The following is a 15,326-nucleotide window of genomic DNA, read 5'->3' as shown; positions in this document are numbered from 1 at the left end:
CCGGCGTCTAGAGTCAGTGCCAACAGCCAGCGACAGGAGACCCTCATGGCCATCACGCCCAAGGATGCGTTCAACGCTGCCCGCGACATCGCCGCCCACGCCGTGGAGAAGGCGTCCGACATCGTCGAGGACGCCGGCGACATCATCCGCGGCGACGTCTCCGGCGGTGTCAACGCGATCGTCCAGGACTCGATGGAAATCGCCACGCACGCCGTTGAGCGCACCAAGGAGGTCTTCACCGGCAGCGACGAGGTCGACGCCGAAGAGGTCTGAGCCTCAAATCCGGCGCCGCTCCCGTTCGGCGACCAGCTCGGTACTGACCACGTCATAGGCCATTGACGGGTTGTAGCCGCGCCTGGCCAGCATCGCCACCAGCCGGCGGGTGACCCGCAGATCATCCACGCCGAGGGTTTCCCGCCGCAGTTTGCCCTGCACCAGCTGTTCGGCCCGGTCCCGCTCGGCGCCGGCGTCGATGCCGGCCAGCGCTTCGGCGATGACGTCTTCGGCGACGCCCTTGGTGCGCAGCTCAGCGGCAAGCACCTTGCGTCCCTTGCCCGCGTGTTCGCGTCGGGATCGCACCCACTGTTCGGCGAAGTCGGTGTCGTCGATCAATCCGGCGGTGGCCAGCCGGTCGAGCACCCGGTCACTGACGTCGTCGGGGTAACCGCGTTTGGCCAGCTGGCCGGCGAGCTCGGCACGGGTTCGGGCCCGCGCGGTGAGCAGGCGAAGGCACAGTGACTTCGCCTGCTCCTCGCGCTTGGGTTCGGCAGGCTCAGAAGTCGACGGGAGCGGGCAGGACGTCATCAGCCAAACCATCGGTCAGCACGGCACCGATACCGAGCTTCTCTTTGATCTTCTTCTCGATCTCGTTGGCCACGTCGACGTTCTCCAGCAGGTAGTTACGGGCGTTCTCCTTACCCTGCCCGAGTTGTTCGCCGTCGTAGGTGAACCAGGAGCCGGACTTGCGGATGAAGCCCTGATCCACCCCCATGTCGATCAGTGAGCCCTCGCGGCTGATGCCCCGGCCGTACAGGATGTCGAACTCGGCCTGTTTGAACGGCGGGCTGACCTTGTTCTTGACTACCTTGACCCGGGTGCGGTTGCCGACCGCGTCGGTGCCGTCCTTGAGCGTCTCAATCCGCCGGACATCCAGGCGCACTGAGGCGTAGAATTTCAAAGCCTTTCCGCCCGTGGTCGTTTCGGGTGAATTGTGCACCATCACTCCGTCGACGAAGTAGTTGTGGTTGCCTTCCACCTCGATGTCGAAGCGGTGCATCGACCGAGTCGGCGGCTTGACATGGACATCGAGCACCCGAGCCGGCACCAAATGCTGGGTAGGTTCGGTGAACTGCGGAGTCACGGCGCCTTGATCGCGGAACCGCGGCAACAGCTTGTACTCCATCGACGGTGCCATGTAGGGCGCCACCAATTCCTGGAACTTGGCCGCGGCGGCTGTGGAGAACACCAACACTGCCTTGCCCGCCGATCCCGACAGCCGCAGCCGCACTTCCAGGCCGTGAGTGTCGCGCAGGTAGTCGCACAGCCGGGTCCGAGTGCCTTCCGACATCGCCTCCACACAGATTTCGATCCGCCCACTACCACCGGCGGTACGTTCCTGTAATCCCTTGGAACGCAGCGCGAAGGAGCCATCATCCATGTACCAGATGGCCAATGCCAACGGGGTGAGTGCCTTGAGGTAGTCCTCGGAGAAGAACTTCTTACCGTCTCCGAGATACACCGCGCGCTGCAGTTCGCCCAGTTCGGGAAGCGGAGTGAAATCGACGAAGTGCGAACCCGCAGCGTTCTCCCGCTTCGAGTGACCGATGTTGCCCATCAGCGCGGTTTTCCACTGCAGGTACTCCACCTGCTTGGCGCCGTGCCCCAACCGGAACCGGACGCCGTTGCGGTCACGCCGATTGGGTGAGAGGTTTCCGTCACCCATCAGTGAGCCGAGGACGACCTGGAATTGCTGGTCGCTGAGCAGGTGCGGTTCGGCGGCCAGGACCCGGTCGCCGGCGATCAGTTCGCCGGCCTCGGTCCAGCCGCCCGGGGTCCGAATCAGGTGGTTGGGCGTCGCGGCGAACTGCGATTTGCCGTTGCCACCGGACTTCTCGACGGTGAACTGCAGGAACTTCTCGGCAGGCCCGTTGTCGAACCAGTTCACGACCTTGCGCGGCACCAACTGGTCGGCGATGGGGTCGTAGGACAACACCTCGACGTCCATCTTGTTGTTGACGATCTTGCCGATCTTCTCGGTACTGCCGTCGGCAAGGGTCACCCGGGTGGCATAGTTCATGCACCCGAACATCACACCGATCTTCTCCCGCAACTGGTTGATGAAGATCGCGGTGGTTCCCGAATTGTTCAGCGCGCCGGTCATCTTCCGCAGCGCCTGGCTCATCAGCCGGGCTTGCAGGCCGACGTGGCTGTCCCCCATCTCGCCCTCGATCTCGGCGCGCGGGACCAGAGCGGCCACCGAGTCGATGACCAGGATGTCCAGCGCGCCGGAGCGGATCAGCGTGTCGGCGATCTCCAGCGCTTGCTCCCCGGTGTCGGGCTGGGACACCAGCAGTGAGTCGGTGTCCACACCGAGCTTCTTGGCGTAGTCGGGGTCCAGCGCGTGCTCGGCGTCGATGAACGCCGCGATCCCGCCGGCGGCCTGGGCGTTGGCGACCGCGTGCAGCGCCACGGTGGTCTTACCGGAGGACTCCGGGCCGTAGATCTCGACGACCCGGCCCCGGGGCAGGCCGCCGATGCCCAGCGCCACGTCCAGGGCGATCGATCCGGTCGGGATGACCGAGATCGGCTGACGCACCTCGTCGCCGAGGCGCATCACCGAGCCTTTGCCGTAATTCTTGTCGATCTGGGCCATCGCCAGTTCGAGTGCTTTTTCGCGGTCGGGGGCTTGCGCCATGATGCCTCTCCTGTGGTTCGGTGTTCGGTTGACCGGTGCTCGGTCGGTTGGCCGTGACGCTAGCGACAGGGTCCGACAACCCGGCGAACTCTCTCCACAGTAGGCGAACGGATGTTCGAATCAAGTGCGACACGCGGCGTGTCGGCGGGTCGGACTTTTCGACCGCAGCCAAGCCGCGTTCAGGCCACCCGCATCACGTGCGCCGAGGCCCCGATGGCGGTGTCCTCGTCGCCCATCATGGTGCGCAGGAACTCCTCCTGCTCACGGCGCCCGCGGGCCGCAGCGCGGTCCTGGCCGCCGGGCAGCGCCAACGCCGCAGCGCTGCGCAGCAGGTTCACCGGCATCCGCACCAGCGGATACCACGGCAGCACGAACGCCGGCAGGCCCAGCTTGCGCATCGTGCGCGGCCCCAGAAAGCTGCCGGTCACCGACAGGTGCGCCGACCGCGCGATGCGACGCCGCACGCCGGTCAGCGCGGAATAGTGCCACTCCAGCGGATCGTCGGCCATCGGCCCGGCCAGCTGCTTGGTCGACTCGTCGGGCTCAGACAGCGCACCCAGGGTCTGATAGAGGATGCGCACGCCGTCACGGAAGCTGGCCGGCAGCCAGTCCTCGCGGATTCCCATCAGCCAACCGACGTAGCGGGTCATATGCGCGATGTCCTCGAGCTCGCCCGGCGACAGCACGATTCCCAGCCCGATCCCGGCGGCGGGCGGCGCGATCAGCGCCCCCACCAGGGTGGCGGCCATGTCGGTCTGGTTGACCGGCAATCCCCATTCATCGCCGCGCCAGTCCGGCAGCGCGGCCACGTGCCGGCGCACGTACTCGTGGATGAGGCGGACCCGGATGGTGGCCTGATAACCGGCGCCGAGCGGCTCCAGTCCCCCTTCGCCGGTGACGTCCATCGCCCACTGCAGTGTCTCGGCGAACCGCTTGTTCGAACCCTTCTCCAGCACCCCGGTGCGCAACAGCGTCTTGTTGAACGAGGAGAACTGGTAGCCGCCCAGGAACGACACGTCACGTGCGATGTAAGTGCCGTCGGCCCCACCGCGCCGCATCGCCCGCTGACCCCGGCGCACCCGGTCCATGTCGACCCAGTCCGGGATCGGTTCGAACTCGCCGAAGAACTCGCGCAGCGGCGCCGGTGCGTCCGGCACGGCGGCCAGCCCGTGGCCGAGGATCCGCTCGAAGAGCGGCCGCGCCTCCTTGACACCGGCCATCCACTCCACCAGCCGCTGCATCGGCTCATCGCCGACGGTCAGATCCTCGCCGATCTGGCGCCACCGCTGCGGCGATGGCTTGGGGATCGCCAACACCCCGGCCAGCATCCGGATGGTGGCCGGAATCGCGCCGGGCGCGTCCGGATGGCGGGACGGGATGGCCAGTGCGGGCGAGTTCATTCGATGGGCCTCCTAACACCGCTTCTATTTTGGATAACAGCCGTGTTCCAAATCTAGGCCGCAGGTAGGGTGATGTCAATGAAACGCCCGGGAGTGGTGCGCGACTACGGCGGCATCAGCGCGGTCGACCGCCGCGCCGAACGCCGGGGCAAATTGCTGTCCGCCGGCCGCCGGATCTGGGGTGAATCGGGGCTCGGCGAGGTCACCGTCCGCGGTGTCTGCACGGCCGCGGGGCTGATCCCACGCTATTTCTACGAGCAGTTCGCCAACCGCGACGCGCTGCTGTTCGCCGTCTCCGATGACGTGCGCGACCAGCTGCTCGAGGCCATGGTCACCGCCGGTGTCGGCGACCCCGGGACGCTGACCGACAAACTGCGGTCGGCGCTGACCGCCTTCCTCGAGCTGATCGCCGTCGACCCCTACATCCACCGCATCGCCACCTGCGACCTGTCTGCCGTCCCCGGCCTCAGCGAGCACCGGGCGCGCATCCTCGACATGATCACCGACGCGGTCGTCGAGCGGGCCCCCGGTGTCATCGAGGGCGAGCTTCCGCCGCCCGCCGCCTTACGCCGCGGCGCCCTGTTCATCGTCGGCGGCGTCAACCAGATCATCGAAGCCTGGCTCGACGATCCCACCGAGTCCCCGGCCGAGCTGGCAACCACCTGCTCGGACCTCGCCGTCGCCCTGGTCCGCAGCATCGTGGATGCGTACGACCACTCTCACCACTGATCGCGCGGCACGTCGAAGTCCGCGCACAACGCGCGCCACACGTCGCGCGGTTCCACCCCGTCCTCGATGGCCTGGGCGGCGGTGCGCCCGCCCACCGCGGCCAGCACATGATCGGTCAGCACGGTGGCGCCGTAGGCCGCACCGAAGCGGTGCGTGACCCGCTCGTGGAATTCGGTCAGGCGCACGCGCTCCAACCTACTCAGCCACTAGACAGTGCCTCGTGACACACCCACACCGGGTCGGCCACCTCGGCGGCCCCGTCGGCGGCCCGTCGCGCGGCGGCACGGTAGCCCGGCGACGCCAGCACCGCACTCACCGCCTCGGTCAGCGCCGCCGGGCTCAGCGGACGGATCAGCCGTCCACTGCCCTGGCGCACAACCCGATTGGCGATCTCCCATTGGTCGCCACCGCCGGGAACCACCACCAGCGGCAGCCCGGCCAGCAGGGACTTGGCGACCATGCCGTGCCCGCCGCCGCAGATGACCAGGTCGGCGCGGGTCAGCAGTTCGTCCTGGCGTCCCAGGCCGGCGACGGCCCATTCCGGCAGCGTCAACTCGGGGCCGTTGAGCCGCGATACCGCCACCCGGGCACCCGCCGGCAACCCGACGCCGGGCACCAGGTGCTCCAGCGCAAGCTCGGCCAACCCGGCGGCCCCGGTCGACGCCGTGGACGGCGCCACCACCACCAACGGGCCGGCGCCCGGCGGCACGCCCAGCAGCTCGTCGGTGGGCTCGAAGTGCAGCGGCCCGACCACGACCGCCTCGGTGGGCCAGTCGGGCCTGGGCACCTCCAGGGCCGGCAGCGTGGCGATCAGGCGCCGCAGCGGCCCGGGGTCGCGCTCCGGAAGCCCGATGCCCGCCCGGGCCTCGGCGCGCTGCCGCAGCCCGGTTCGCACCGACCGCGCGGTCAGCGACCGCATCACCGTGTCGCGCAGCCGGCCCCGCAACCCGGTGCCGGGTGCCAGGCCGCTGCCGATCGGCGGCAGTCCCTTCGACGGCAGGTACAGCGGGTGCGGGCTCAGTTCGACCCACGGGATGCCGAGCAGTTCGGCGGCCATGCCGCCGCAGGCGGTGATGACGTCGGAGACCACCAGGTGCGGCGTCAGCTCCCGGAGCTGGTCGAGATTCTGCCGCGCCATGCGGGCCGCCCGCCGATGCAGTTTCTCGCCGTCGTCCGCGTCGTCGTCGACGACGGTGGCATCGAGGCCGATCAGCTCGGCGGCGTCCACCCCGGCGGCGCGCGCGGTGTCCAGCCACTGCACTCCGGTCAGCAGCGTCGGCGCATCCCCGGCCGCGACGAAGCGCCGGCACAACGCCATCGCCGGAAACGCATGACCGGGATCAGGCCCGGCGACCACCACGATGCGCATCGGCCTACCGTGCCACAGCCCCGCGGGCCTAGGCTGACAGGCATGACCGAACCGAGTGTTCACGACAGCGCCGTCGACAACATCCGAATCGTGGAGACGTTCCTCGACGCCCTCGCCGACGACGATCTCGACACGGCAGCCGACGCCCTGGCCGAGGACGTGGTGTACCACAACGTCGGGTTGCCGACCATCTACGGCCGCAGCGCCACCGTCGGGGTGTTCCGCCGGATGTCCGGTCGTGCGGGCTTCGACGTGAAGGTGCACCGCATCGCCGCCGACGGCTCGGCGGTGCTCACCGAGCGCACCGATGTGCTGACCTTCGGCCCGCTACGGCTGCAATTCTGGGTATGCGGGGTCTTCGAGGTGCACAACGGGCGTATCACGTTGTGGCGCGACTACTTTGACTTCCTGAATATGTTCAAGGCGACGTTGCGTGCGGTGGCGGCAACCGTCTTCCCGGCACTGCGACCGACGTTGTAGATCGCATTGGACACCCGCCGACGCCCCAATCCGATCCAATACCTCCGCTACTGCATCGGGCGGCCTCTGCCGCCGTCCATGCAGGACTGGGTGCGCAACGACCTGGCCGGGCCCGGGGCAACCGTTCGGATAATCATGCGCGCCGTCGTGCCGACGACGTTGATCCTGATCCCGTTCTGGTTTCTGCCGACCGACTTCATGACGCATCTGTCCATGACGTTTCCGATCTGGTTCATGGCGATCCTGTTCTCGCACGCGCTCAACAAGGTGTGGCGCAAGCACATGCTGCGGATGCACGGTCTCGACCCGGAGCTGGCCGACGCACAAAAGCGCCGGCGCGATGCCCACCTGCACCGGACCTACATCGAACGCTACGGACCTCGGCCCGAATCAGCCGATCAGCGAACCGACGACATCTAGGGCCGGGGCAGCTGGGCGAGCTCGTCGAACGCGGCCGCCCAACCCAACATCTTCTCGGTCGCCCCGGTCAGCTCCTCGCGGTAACGCTGCTGGGACATCGGTGAGTTCATCGGGTCGCCGGCGGACGTCGATGACCCGTCATTGGCTGCGGCCACCAGTTGTGCGGCAGCGGTGACCATTTCGTTGTACTGGCGGACCCCGGCACTCAACTGGGCGGTGAACGCGTTGATGGTCGGCACCAGGTACTGCCCCGACTGCGCATTGTGTTGCACGGTGCGCTCCATCGACACCACCTGGCCGGCGGTGGCGGCCATCGTCGACGCCGCACCGTTGACCGCGGCGGTCAGTTCGGCGATCTCCTCGGCGGGCAGCAACCGGCCGCGCTCCAGCACGCCCAGCAGCGACACCATGCCGCGCTCGGAGGCGCCCAGCGCGTACATCGCCGGTCGCGCCGCCGAACCGGGCGGCGGCAGGCGGCGCGCGGTGACGGTCCGCGCGGCCGGCAGCGGGACCGAACGCAACCAACGGAACCGCAGCAGCAGCAGCGTGGCCGGCGCGGCCGCTCCGGCGGCGACCAGCCCGGTGATCAGCAGCACCCACACCGGTGTGGCCCACGACGCCAGCACCGCGGTCACCAGCAACCAGAATCCGCATGCCGCGCCGAAGAACAGGCCCAGGCGCAGCGCCCACCGGCGCTTGCGCAGCAGTCTGGCCCGAGGGTCGGCGATCGCACCGAGCTTGTCGGCCAGTACGTCGGCGGCCTCGCTGGCGCGGTCGACGGCCCGCTGCAGCAGCGCGCGCCGGGAGCGACCTCCGACTGACATGGCCATCTACTATCGGCCCAGCGGATTCTCGGGGTTGGGATCGGCGCCCGATTGCGGCGCCGCCGGTGTGACCGGCGATGTGGCGCCACCGGCCGGCAGCGACTCGCCGCGCATCGAGGCGCGGATCTGCTCCAACCGGGAGTGGCCGGCCATCTGCACGCCGGCCTGTTCCACTTCGAGCATCCGGCCCTGCACCGACCCCTTCGCCAGTTCCGCTTCGCCGAGTGCGTTGGCGTAGCGCCGTTCGATCTTGTCGCGCACCTCGTCGAGGCTGGGAGTGGTTCCCGGAGCGGCGATCTCGCTCATCGACCGCAGCGAGGCACTGACCTGCTCCTGCATCTTGGCCTGTTCGAGCTGGCTGAGCAGCTTGGTGCGCTCGGCGATCTTCTGCTGCAGCATCATCGCGTTCTGCTCGACGGCCTTCTTGGCCTGACCGGCAGCGGTCAGCGCCTGATCGTGCAGCGCCTTGAGATCTTCCACGCTCTGCTCAGCAGTGACCAGCTGCGCCGCGAACGCCTCAGCGGCATTGTTGTACTCGGTGGCCTTGGCGCTGTCCCCGGCCGCGGTCGCCTGGTCGGCCAGGGTCAGCGCCTGGCGCACATTGACCTGGAGCTTCTCGATGTCGGCCAGCTGCCGGTTCAGCCGCATCTCCAGCTGACGTTGGTTGCCGATCACCTGCGCGGCCTGCTGGGTGAGAGCCTGATGCTGACGCTGCGCCTCTTCGATGGCCTGCTGGATCTGCACCTTCGGGTCGGCGTGTTCGTCGATCTTCGCGTTGAACAGCGCCATCACGTACTTCCACGCCTTGACGAACGGGTTGGCCATCAGTTCGCTCCGTCTGGTTGTTTTCGATGTTGTCACTCTGCCGCTTACCGCTGACAACTTATCGGTTCGCCGGTCGGCGGGTGCGGCTTCAGACTGCCTTTGGCCCGGTCGCGCCGGGCCGGCCCGTCATGCCGAGGCCATCGCCCGTGGCGGCGGGATCACGACCTTGGTCCCGGCGTCGATACGGGTGACCCCGAGGTTACGGACGGCCCGTTCGGCGTGCTCGTCCCGCTCGGCGCGCGCCAACCGGCTGCCGGCATCGAAGAGCACGTCCGACAGCGGGACCTCCAACGCCGCGCAGATCGCATTGAGCAACTCGCTGGACGCCTCCTTGCGGCCCCGCTCGACCTCCGAGAGATAGCCCAGGCTGACCCGCGCCGAGTCGGACACTTCACGCAGTGTGCGACCCTGCGTAGTCCGGGCCTGGCGCAACACCTCGCCGACCGATTCCCGCAGCAATGCCGTCATCGTGCACTCCCCCTTAGGGCCAACCTGGAAAAACCGACAGTCACCAAGGTCAACGCGCACGACGCCCGTCAGGGTTCCCGGTTGGCCGGATCAACTCCGGCGCGAAGGTCGGCGATCGCCGACCTCACATAATCCACGCCGGTCACCACCGTCAGTACCACGGCGGCGGCCATCACCGCCCAGGCCGTCACCAGCCAGGGACCCGTCAGCGGCAGGATGAGCAGCCCGATACCGATCGCCTGCACCAGGGTCTTGAGTTTCCCGCCGCGGCTGGCCGGGATCACGCCGCGATGCAGCACCGCGAAGCGCAGCACGGTGATTCCGATCTCTCGGACCAGCACCAGCACCGTCACCCACCACCACAGGTCGCCGAGCATCGACAGGCCGATCAACGCGGCGCCGATCAGGGCCTTGTCGGCGATGGGGTCGGCCAGGGTGCCGAAATCGGTCACCAGCCCGTAGTTGCGGGCCAGGGCACCGTCGAGCCGGTCGGTGATGATGGCCACCGCGAAGATGACGAACGCCGCGATGCGGGTCTTGGCATCGTGGCCGTCTGCGGCGAACAATGCCAGCAGAAAGACCGGCACCAACAGCAACCGCATGACGGTTACCGCGTTGGCGAGATTGACCACCGGGACGTGCGTCACCGCCGGGCCGGTTTGAGGTTGCCGCGACACGGCAGACAGAATATCCGTTACCCGGCCCAGAGTGAGAAACCGATACTGTGCATCTGTGCACTTCGCGGCTGATTCGCCGGCCCAACGGCCCCTGATCCGGCGTGCGCGGACCTCCGACGTCCCGGCGATCAAGCAGCTGGTGGACACTTACGCCGGCAAGATCCTGCTGGAGAAGAACCTGGTGACGCTGTACGAGGCGGTCCAGGAGTTCTGGGTCGCCGAGGACTCCGAACACCAGGTGGTGGGCTGCGGCGCCCTGCACGTGTTGTGGTCGGATCTCGGCGAGGTGCGCACCATCGCGGTCGACCCGGCGCTGACCGGCCGCGGTATCGGCCACGCTCTGGTCGACCGGCTGCTGGAGGTCGCCCGGGAGCTGCAGTTGCAGCGACTGTTCGTGCTGACCTTCGAGACCGCCTTCTTCGCCCGGCACGGCTTCGCCGAGATCGACGGAACACCGGTCACCGCAGAGGTTTTCGCGGAGATGCAACGGTCCTACGACGTCGGGGTGGCCGAGTTCCTGGACCTGAGCTACGTCAAGCCCAACACGCTGGGCAACACCCGGATGCTGCTGGTGCTTAATCCATCACCAGACCGGCGGTCCGGCGCGTCGAGCCGACCAGGAAGCTGAACTGGCCGTCGGATTCCATGCGGCCCTCACGCACGACGGCAAGGTCCGCGATCCCCTGTTTGCGGGCCTGCTCGCGGACGTGTTGCTCGGTGATCATCTCCTTGCGCATATTGCCGTGCAGGAGTTCGCCGTCGTGGATCACCAGCAACGGACCCGGTCGTAGCAACCGCGCGACGGTGGGCCAGCGGTGGGCCATCCAGTTCAGCAGGTAGGACCAGCCGATGATCACTCCGACCAGCAGGATCCCGTCGCTGATCGACCGGTAACCACCCGCCATCCCGTTCTGGGCGGCATCGGCGATCAACACCACGACGATCAGATCCGTGATGCCGTTGGTGCCCGCCTCGCGTTTCAACACCACCCGCAGCAACGCATAGATCGCGATATAGATGACGGTTCCGCGGACAATGATCTCCGAGGGCGGTGTGTCGAACGCAAATAGTCGTGCCCAGTCCACGAGGCGAGGTTACGCGCCCGCCCGGTTCCGGAAAACCGCCGGTGTCCGGTCCGTGTCCAGTCCGTGTCCAGTGCGTGTCCGGTGTGGGCGGGATGCCGAACCAGGGACTTCCGGCCCTGCCGCCGGCGAGGCGAACACGAGATAGTGGTACTGACAGTTGCAGATAACTGGAGGTAGTCGTGGCCGAACACCTGACCCCCCTGGATGCGAGTTTCCTGCACGTCGAGGACGCCGACCGGCACACCAACCTGGGCATGGGCGCCCTGGCGGTGCTCGACGGCCCGATGCCCGATCACCAGACGCTGCTGTCGGTGCTGGGCGAGCGGATCGCGGCCTGCCCGCGGTTCGCCCAGCGGCTGCGACGTCGCGTCTTCGACCTCGGCTCCCCCGATTGGGTCGAGGACCGCGACTTCAAGCTCGCCAACCACGTCTGCCGTATTGCGGTCCCCGGCACCGGTGGCGACGACGACCTGTTCTCGGTGGTGGCCGAAGTGATGGCCTGGCGGCTGGACCGGGACCGGCCGCTGTGGGAGATCTGGGTGATCGACGGCCTGTCCGATGGCCGCTGGGCGATGCTGGTCAAGGTTCACCCCTGTATCGCCGACGCCGTCGCCACCGTCCACATCCTCGCCGGGCTCTCCGATGAGGGGCCGGCCCACGGCAGCATGCCCCGCAGCGCCGACGATGCCGAGAGCGCCCAGCCGCACACCGGCCGGCCCGGTCCGCTGCAGGCTGCTGCCTCGTGGGCCGCCGATGCGGTGACCGGCATGGCGCACGCCGAGCGGGCGCTGCGCGGTGCTGCGGAATTCGCGACGGGCCTGCTACGGCCGGTGACACCGTTGAACGGGCCGCTGACCAGCCGGCGGCGTTACACCGCAGCTCAGGTCAGCGCCGCCGATGTCGACGAGATCTGCCAGGTCTTCGACGTCACGCCCGATGATGTCGCGCTGGCGGCACTGACCGAGAGCTACCGCAACATGATGGTTCGCCGCGGCGAGCAGCCGAAGCCGGACTCGCTGCGCACCCTGGTACCGCTTCGGCAGGCGGTGCTGCTGCCCCGGCTGCCGGTCGACCAGGACAATCCGGTGGTCCGGTTGCGGATGGTCCACCACCGGCTGGCCGAGGCCACGGCGGGCGCAGTGGGCGGCAACCCGCTGGCCACGGTGGCACGGACTGTCCCGGTCCCGGTCACCGCGTGGGCAACCAATCTGCTGTCCCGGCTGCCGCAGCGCCGCCTGGTCGCCCTGGCAGCCAATGTGCCCGGCCCCGGCCGGCCCCTGCAGATCATGGGAAGCAGGGTGTCGGCGGTACTGCCGATCCCGCCGCTGGCCCTGCAGCTGCGCACCGGTGCGGCGATACTGCGCTACGCCGACAGCGTGTTCTTCGGCATCCTGTCCGACTACGGCGCCGCCGGCGACGAACTCGCGCGCGGAGTCGAGGCGGCCGTGCACCGCTTGCTGGTCCGCAGCAGACGGCCCGGACGGCCGATCCGGGATCGGCGGGGGTTGGCGTTGGTGGTCAACAACTAAACGTCGTCGCCGTGCTCATCCGGGTCCCCGCCGCCGCGGATGGCCATCAGCGTCGCGGCCAGCTCGTCGGGCTTGACCAGCACTTGGCGGGCCTTGGAGCCCTCGGAGGGACCCACGATGCTGCGGGTCTCCATCAGGTCCATCAACCGGCCGGCCTTGGCGAAGCCGACCCGCAGCTTGCGCTGCAACATCGAGGTTGAGCCGAACTGGCTGGACACCACCAGTTCCACGGCCTGCAGGAAGACCTCCATGTCGTCGCCGATGTCGGGGTCGACGTCGGTGCGCTCGCCGGTCGGTTTGGCGGTGGTGACGCCGTCGGTGTAGTCCGGCTCGGCCTGGTCCTTGCAGGCGGTGACGACGGCGTGGATCTCCTCGTCGGTGATGAAGGCGCCCTGCAGCCGGACCGGCTTGTTGGCGCCCATCGGCAGGAACAGCCCGTCGCCCATCCCGATCAGCTTCTCGGCGCCGGCCTGGTCCAGGATCACCCGGGAGTCGGTCAGCGAGGAGGTGGCGAACGCCAACCGGGACGGCACGTTGGTCTTGATCAGGCCGGTGACGACGTCCACCGACGGCCGCTGGGTGGCCAGCACCAGGTGGATGCCGGCGGCGCGGGCCTTCTGGGTGATCCGCACGATGGCGTCCTCGACGTCGCGCGGCGCGGTCATCATCAGGTCGGCGAGCTCGTCGACGATCGCGAGGATGTAGGGGTAGGGCCGGTACACCCGTTCGCTGCCCAACGGTGTGGTGATCTCCCCGGAGCGGACCTTCTCGTTGAAGACGTCGATGTGGCGCACCCGGGAGGCCTGCATGTCCTGGTAGCGCTGCTCCATCTCCTCGACCAGCCAGGCCAGCGCGGCCGCCGCTTTCTTCGGTGAGGTGATGATCGGGGTGATCAGGTGCGGAATGCCCTCGTACGGCGTGAGTTCCACCATCTTCGGGTCGATCAGGATCATCCTGACCTCTTCGGGGGTGGCCCGTGCCAGCAGCGACACCAGCATCGAGTTGACGAAGCTGGACTTGCCCGAGCCGGTGGAGCCGGCCACCAGCAGGTGCGGCATCTTGGCCAGGTTGGCGCTGATGAAGTCGCCCTCGATGTCCTTGCCCAGGCCGATCACCAGCGGGTGATGATCGCGGCGGGTGCTCGGCGCGGTCAGCACGTCGGCCAGTCGCACCATCTCCCGGTCGGTGTTGGGCACCTCGATGCCGACCGCGGACTTGCCCGGGATCGGTGCGAGCATCCGCACGCTTTCGGTGGCCACCGCGTAGGCGATGTTGCGCTGCAGGGCGGTGATCTTCTCGACCTTGACGCCGGGGCCGAGCTCCACCTCGTAGCGGGTGACGGTGGGACCGCGGGTGCAGCCGGTGACCGCGGCGTCGACCTTGAACTGCTCGAGCACCGAGGTGATCGCGTCGGTCATCGCCTCGTTGGCGGCGGTGCGGGTCTTGGGGGGATCACCGGCGACCAGCAGGCTCAGCGGCGGCAGCGTGTAGGGGCCCTCCACCACCCGGTCCAACACGACGGTCGTGTCGGTGGGTTTCGCCGTCTTGGGAGCCTTGCGGCGAGCGGGCTTGGGCGCCGGCGGTGACTCGGCGGGCGGCTCGTCGAGCGGGTAGTTGTCCAGCGGCGTGCGCGACTGCCAATCCGGGGTGGCCTCGGCGCCGTCGAGCGGCGCGCCGTCCTCGAAGTCGCCGCCGTCCTCGTCGTAGTAGTCGTGCTCGCCGTCATAGTCGTCGTCATAGCCGTCGTCGTAGTAGTCCCGCGCGACGAACATGGTGCGGAGCGCTTCGGGCGCCTCGCGCAGCGTCGTCCCGGTCAGCAACAGCACCCCGAACAGCACCCCGATGCACAGCAGCGGCGCGGCGATCCAGGCGGTCAGTCCGTCGGCGAGCGGGCCGCCGATGGCGAACCCGACGAAACCGGCGCCGTGCAGGCGCCCCTCCGGGGTCGGCGGCGAGCCGGCCCACAGATGCCACAGGCCCAGGATCGGCAGCGCGACCATCGCCGAACCGAGGATGAGCCGGGGCCGGTTCTCCGGGACGGGTTCGGTGCGCATCAGCGCGACGGCGCCGACGCCGGCCAGCACCGGCAGCAGCACCACCGCGCCACCGATCACGGCGCGCAGCCCGGTGTCGATCCATGCTCCGACCGGCCGCGCTGCGTCCAGCCAGCAACTGGCGGCCGTCACGACGGCCAGCCCCAGCAGCGCCAGCGCGATACCGTCGCGGCGATGACCCGGGTCGATGTCGTGGGCACGGCCGACGGACCGCGCGGTGCCGCCGGCCGCCTTGGCGACCATCAGCCAGGCCGCCCGGGCGGCCCTGCCGCAGGCCATTCCCGCCCCGGCCAGCCCCGAATGCTGCCGGCGCGGCGCGGGTTTGCGGCGTGCCGCCGCTGCACGGGCCGGCCGGGCATTGGCTCGCGAACCGGACTTTGACCTGCTAGTTCGCGTTCCCGATCGCGCCTTGGTGCCACTAGCCGTCTTACTAGCCATAGCCGCAAGCCTAACCGCAATACCCTCAATAGCACCATCTGCCACACTGGCCACGGCCCGGGTTACCGGAGCTCACCCGCGTGGCACCGGTCACAGTGCGGCTGCGTACGGTGA

General features: G+C 68.6%; 17 protein-coding genes. 6 read left to right on the top strand and 11 right to left on the bottom strand.

Annotation, left to right across the window (positions count from 1 at the left end; translation table 11 throughout):
- Positions 1-45: 45 nt before the first annotated feature.
- Complete coding sequence (locus AWC24_RS16225; RefSeq protein ID WP_085086636.1) at positions 46-273, top strand: Rv1893 family protein; 228 nt, start codon at positions 46-48, stop codon at positions 271-273.
- Between the two features lie 3 nt (positions 274-276).
- Here AWC24_RS16225 and recX read toward each other — a convergent pair whose 3' ends face one another.
- From recX to AWC24_RS16210, 3 genes are all read right to left on the bottom strand, one after another.
- On the bottom strand, positions 277-807 hold the full coding sequence (gene recX / locus AWC24_RS16220) for a recombination regulator RecX (RefSeq protein ID WP_109560536.1): 531 nt from the start codon (positions 805-807) through the stop codon (positions 277-279).
- Entirely contained in the window at positions 773-2,914 is a 2,142-nt protein-coding gene (gene recA, locus AWC24_RS16215; RefSeq protein ID WP_085086632.1) for an intein-containing recombinase RecA, read from the bottom strand. Before recA ends, recX begins: the two co-directional genes overlap by 35 nt.
- A 179-nt stretch (positions 2,915-3,093) precedes the next feature.
- On the bottom strand, positions 3,094-4,314 hold the full coding sequence (locus tag AWC24_RS16210; RefSeq protein ID WP_085086630.1) for an oxygenase MpaB family protein: 1,221 nt from the start codon (positions 4,312-4,314) through the stop codon (positions 3,094-3,096).
- A 78-nt stretch (positions 4,315-4,392) separates the two neighbouring features.
- Here AWC24_RS16210 and AWC24_RS16205 point away from each other — a divergent pair, with 78 nt between their 5' ends.
- A complete protein-coding gene (locus AWC24_RS16205; RefSeq protein WP_085086628.1) occupies positions 4,393-5,043 on the top strand; it encodes a TetR/AcrR family transcriptional regulator in 651 nt (216 codons plus the stop codon).
- Here AWC24_RS16205 and AWC24_RS16200 read toward each other — a convergent pair.
- Together AWC24_RS16200 and AWC24_RS16195 are read right to left on the bottom strand one after the other, a co-directional pair.
- Positions 5,034-5,228 (bottom strand): DUF3046 domain-containing protein, encoded by a 195-nt coding sequence (locus AWC24_RS16200; RefSeq protein WP_085086626.1) that lies wholly within the window; start codon positions 5,226-5,228, stop codon positions 5,034-5,036. The genes AWC24_RS16205 and AWC24_RS16200 overlap by 10 nt on opposite strands.
- 14 nt (positions 5,229-5,242) lie before the next feature.
- Complete coding sequence (locus AWC24_RS16195; RefSeq protein ID WP_085086624.1) at positions 5,243-6,412, bottom strand: glycosyltransferase; 1,170 nt, start codon at positions 6,410-6,412, stop codon at positions 5,243-5,245.
- Positions 6,413-6,454: 42 nt separating this feature from the next.
- On the opposite strand from AWC24_RS16195, the gene AWC24_RS16190 reads away from it, so the two are divergent.
- Both AWC24_RS16190 and AWC24_RS16185 read left to right on the top strand, forming a co-directional pair.
- Complete coding sequence (locus AWC24_RS16190) at positions 6,455-6,892, top strand: limonene-1,2-epoxide hydrolase family protein (protein ID WP_085086622.1); 438 nt, start codon at positions 6,455-6,457, stop codon at positions 6,890-6,892.
- Between the two features lie 6 nt (positions 6,893-6,898).
- Positions 6,899-7,312, top strand: coding sequence for a DUF5313 domain-containing protein (locus AWC24_RS16185; protein WP_407663415.1), 414 nt, complete (start codon positions 6,899-6,901; stop codon positions 7,310-7,312).
- Here AWC24_RS16185 and pspM read toward each other — a convergent pair.
- The 4 genes from pspM to pgsA all read right to left on the bottom strand — a co-directional run bounded on the left by pspM (position 7,309) and on the right by pgsA (position 10,106).
- Entirely contained in the window at positions 7,309-8,142 is an 834-nt protein-coding gene (gene pspM, locus AWC24_RS16180; protein WP_085086618.1) for a phage shock envelope stress response protein PspM, read from the bottom strand. The genes AWC24_RS16185 and pspM overlap by 4 nt on opposite strands.
- 3 nt (positions 8,143-8,145) lie before the next feature.
- Entirely contained in the window at positions 8,146-8,961 is an 816-nt protein-coding gene (pspA, locus tag AWC24_RS16175) for a phage shock protein PspA (protein ID WP_085086616.1), read from the bottom strand.
- A gap of 126 nt (positions 8,962-9,087) precedes the next feature.
- Positions 9,088-9,429 (bottom strand): transcriptional regulator ClgR, encoded by a 342-nt coding sequence (gene clgR, locus AWC24_RS16170; protein ID WP_085086614.1) that lies wholly within the window; start codon positions 9,427-9,429, stop codon positions 9,088-9,090.
- 68 nt (positions 9,430-9,497) lie between these two features.
- Positions 9,498-10,106: a CDP-diacylglycerol--glycerol-3-phosphate 3-phosphatidyltransferase gene (pgsA, locus tag AWC24_RS16165; RefSeq protein ID WP_234807395.1), complete on the bottom strand. Its 609-nt coding sequence runs from the start codon at positions 10,104-10,106 to the stop codon at positions 9,498-9,500.
- 55 nt (positions 10,107-10,161) lie between these two features.
- On the opposite strand from pgsA, the gene AWC24_RS16160 reads away from it, so the two are divergent.
- Positions 10,162-10,734: an amino-acid N-acetyltransferase gene (locus AWC24_RS16160; protein ID WP_109560505.1), complete on the top strand. Its 573-nt coding sequence runs from the start codon at positions 10,162-10,164 to the stop codon at positions 10,732-10,734.
- Here the strand turns inward: AWC24_RS16160 and AWC24_RS16155 are convergent.
- Positions 10,682-11,191 (bottom strand): DUF421 domain-containing protein, encoded by a 510-nt coding sequence (locus AWC24_RS16155; protein WP_085086610.1) that lies wholly within the window; start codon positions 11,189-11,191, stop codon positions 10,682-10,684. The genes AWC24_RS16160 and AWC24_RS16155 overlap by 53 nt on opposite strands.
- A 179-nt stretch (positions 11,192-11,370) precedes the next feature.
- Here AWC24_RS16155 and AWC24_RS16150 point away from each other — a divergent pair, with 179 nt between their 5' ends.
- Positions 11,371-12,720, top strand: coding sequence for a wax ester/triacylglycerol synthase domain-containing protein (locus AWC24_RS16150; RefSeq protein ID WP_085086608.1), 1,350 nt, complete (start codon positions 11,371-11,373; stop codon positions 12,718-12,720).
- Here the strand turns inward: AWC24_RS16150 and AWC24_RS16145 are convergent.
- Positions 12,717-15,212, bottom strand: coding sequence for an FtsK/SpoIIIE family DNA translocase (locus AWC24_RS16145; RefSeq protein WP_085086606.1), 2,496 nt, complete (start codon positions 15,210-15,212; stop codon positions 12,717-12,719). The genes AWC24_RS16150 and AWC24_RS16145 overlap by 4 nt on opposite strands.
- Between the last annotated feature and the right edge of the window lie 114 nt (positions 15,213-15,326).

Origin of the sequence: Mycolicibacter senuensis, from assembly GCF_002101885.1 — a bacterium.
Classification (GTDB): Bacteria; Actinomycetota; Actinomycetes; order Mycobacteriales; family Mycobacteriaceae; genus Mycobacterium; species Mycobacterium senuense.
Note: the sequence above shows the minus strand (reverse complement) of the source record. Positions and strands in the feature narration are given on the sequence as shown.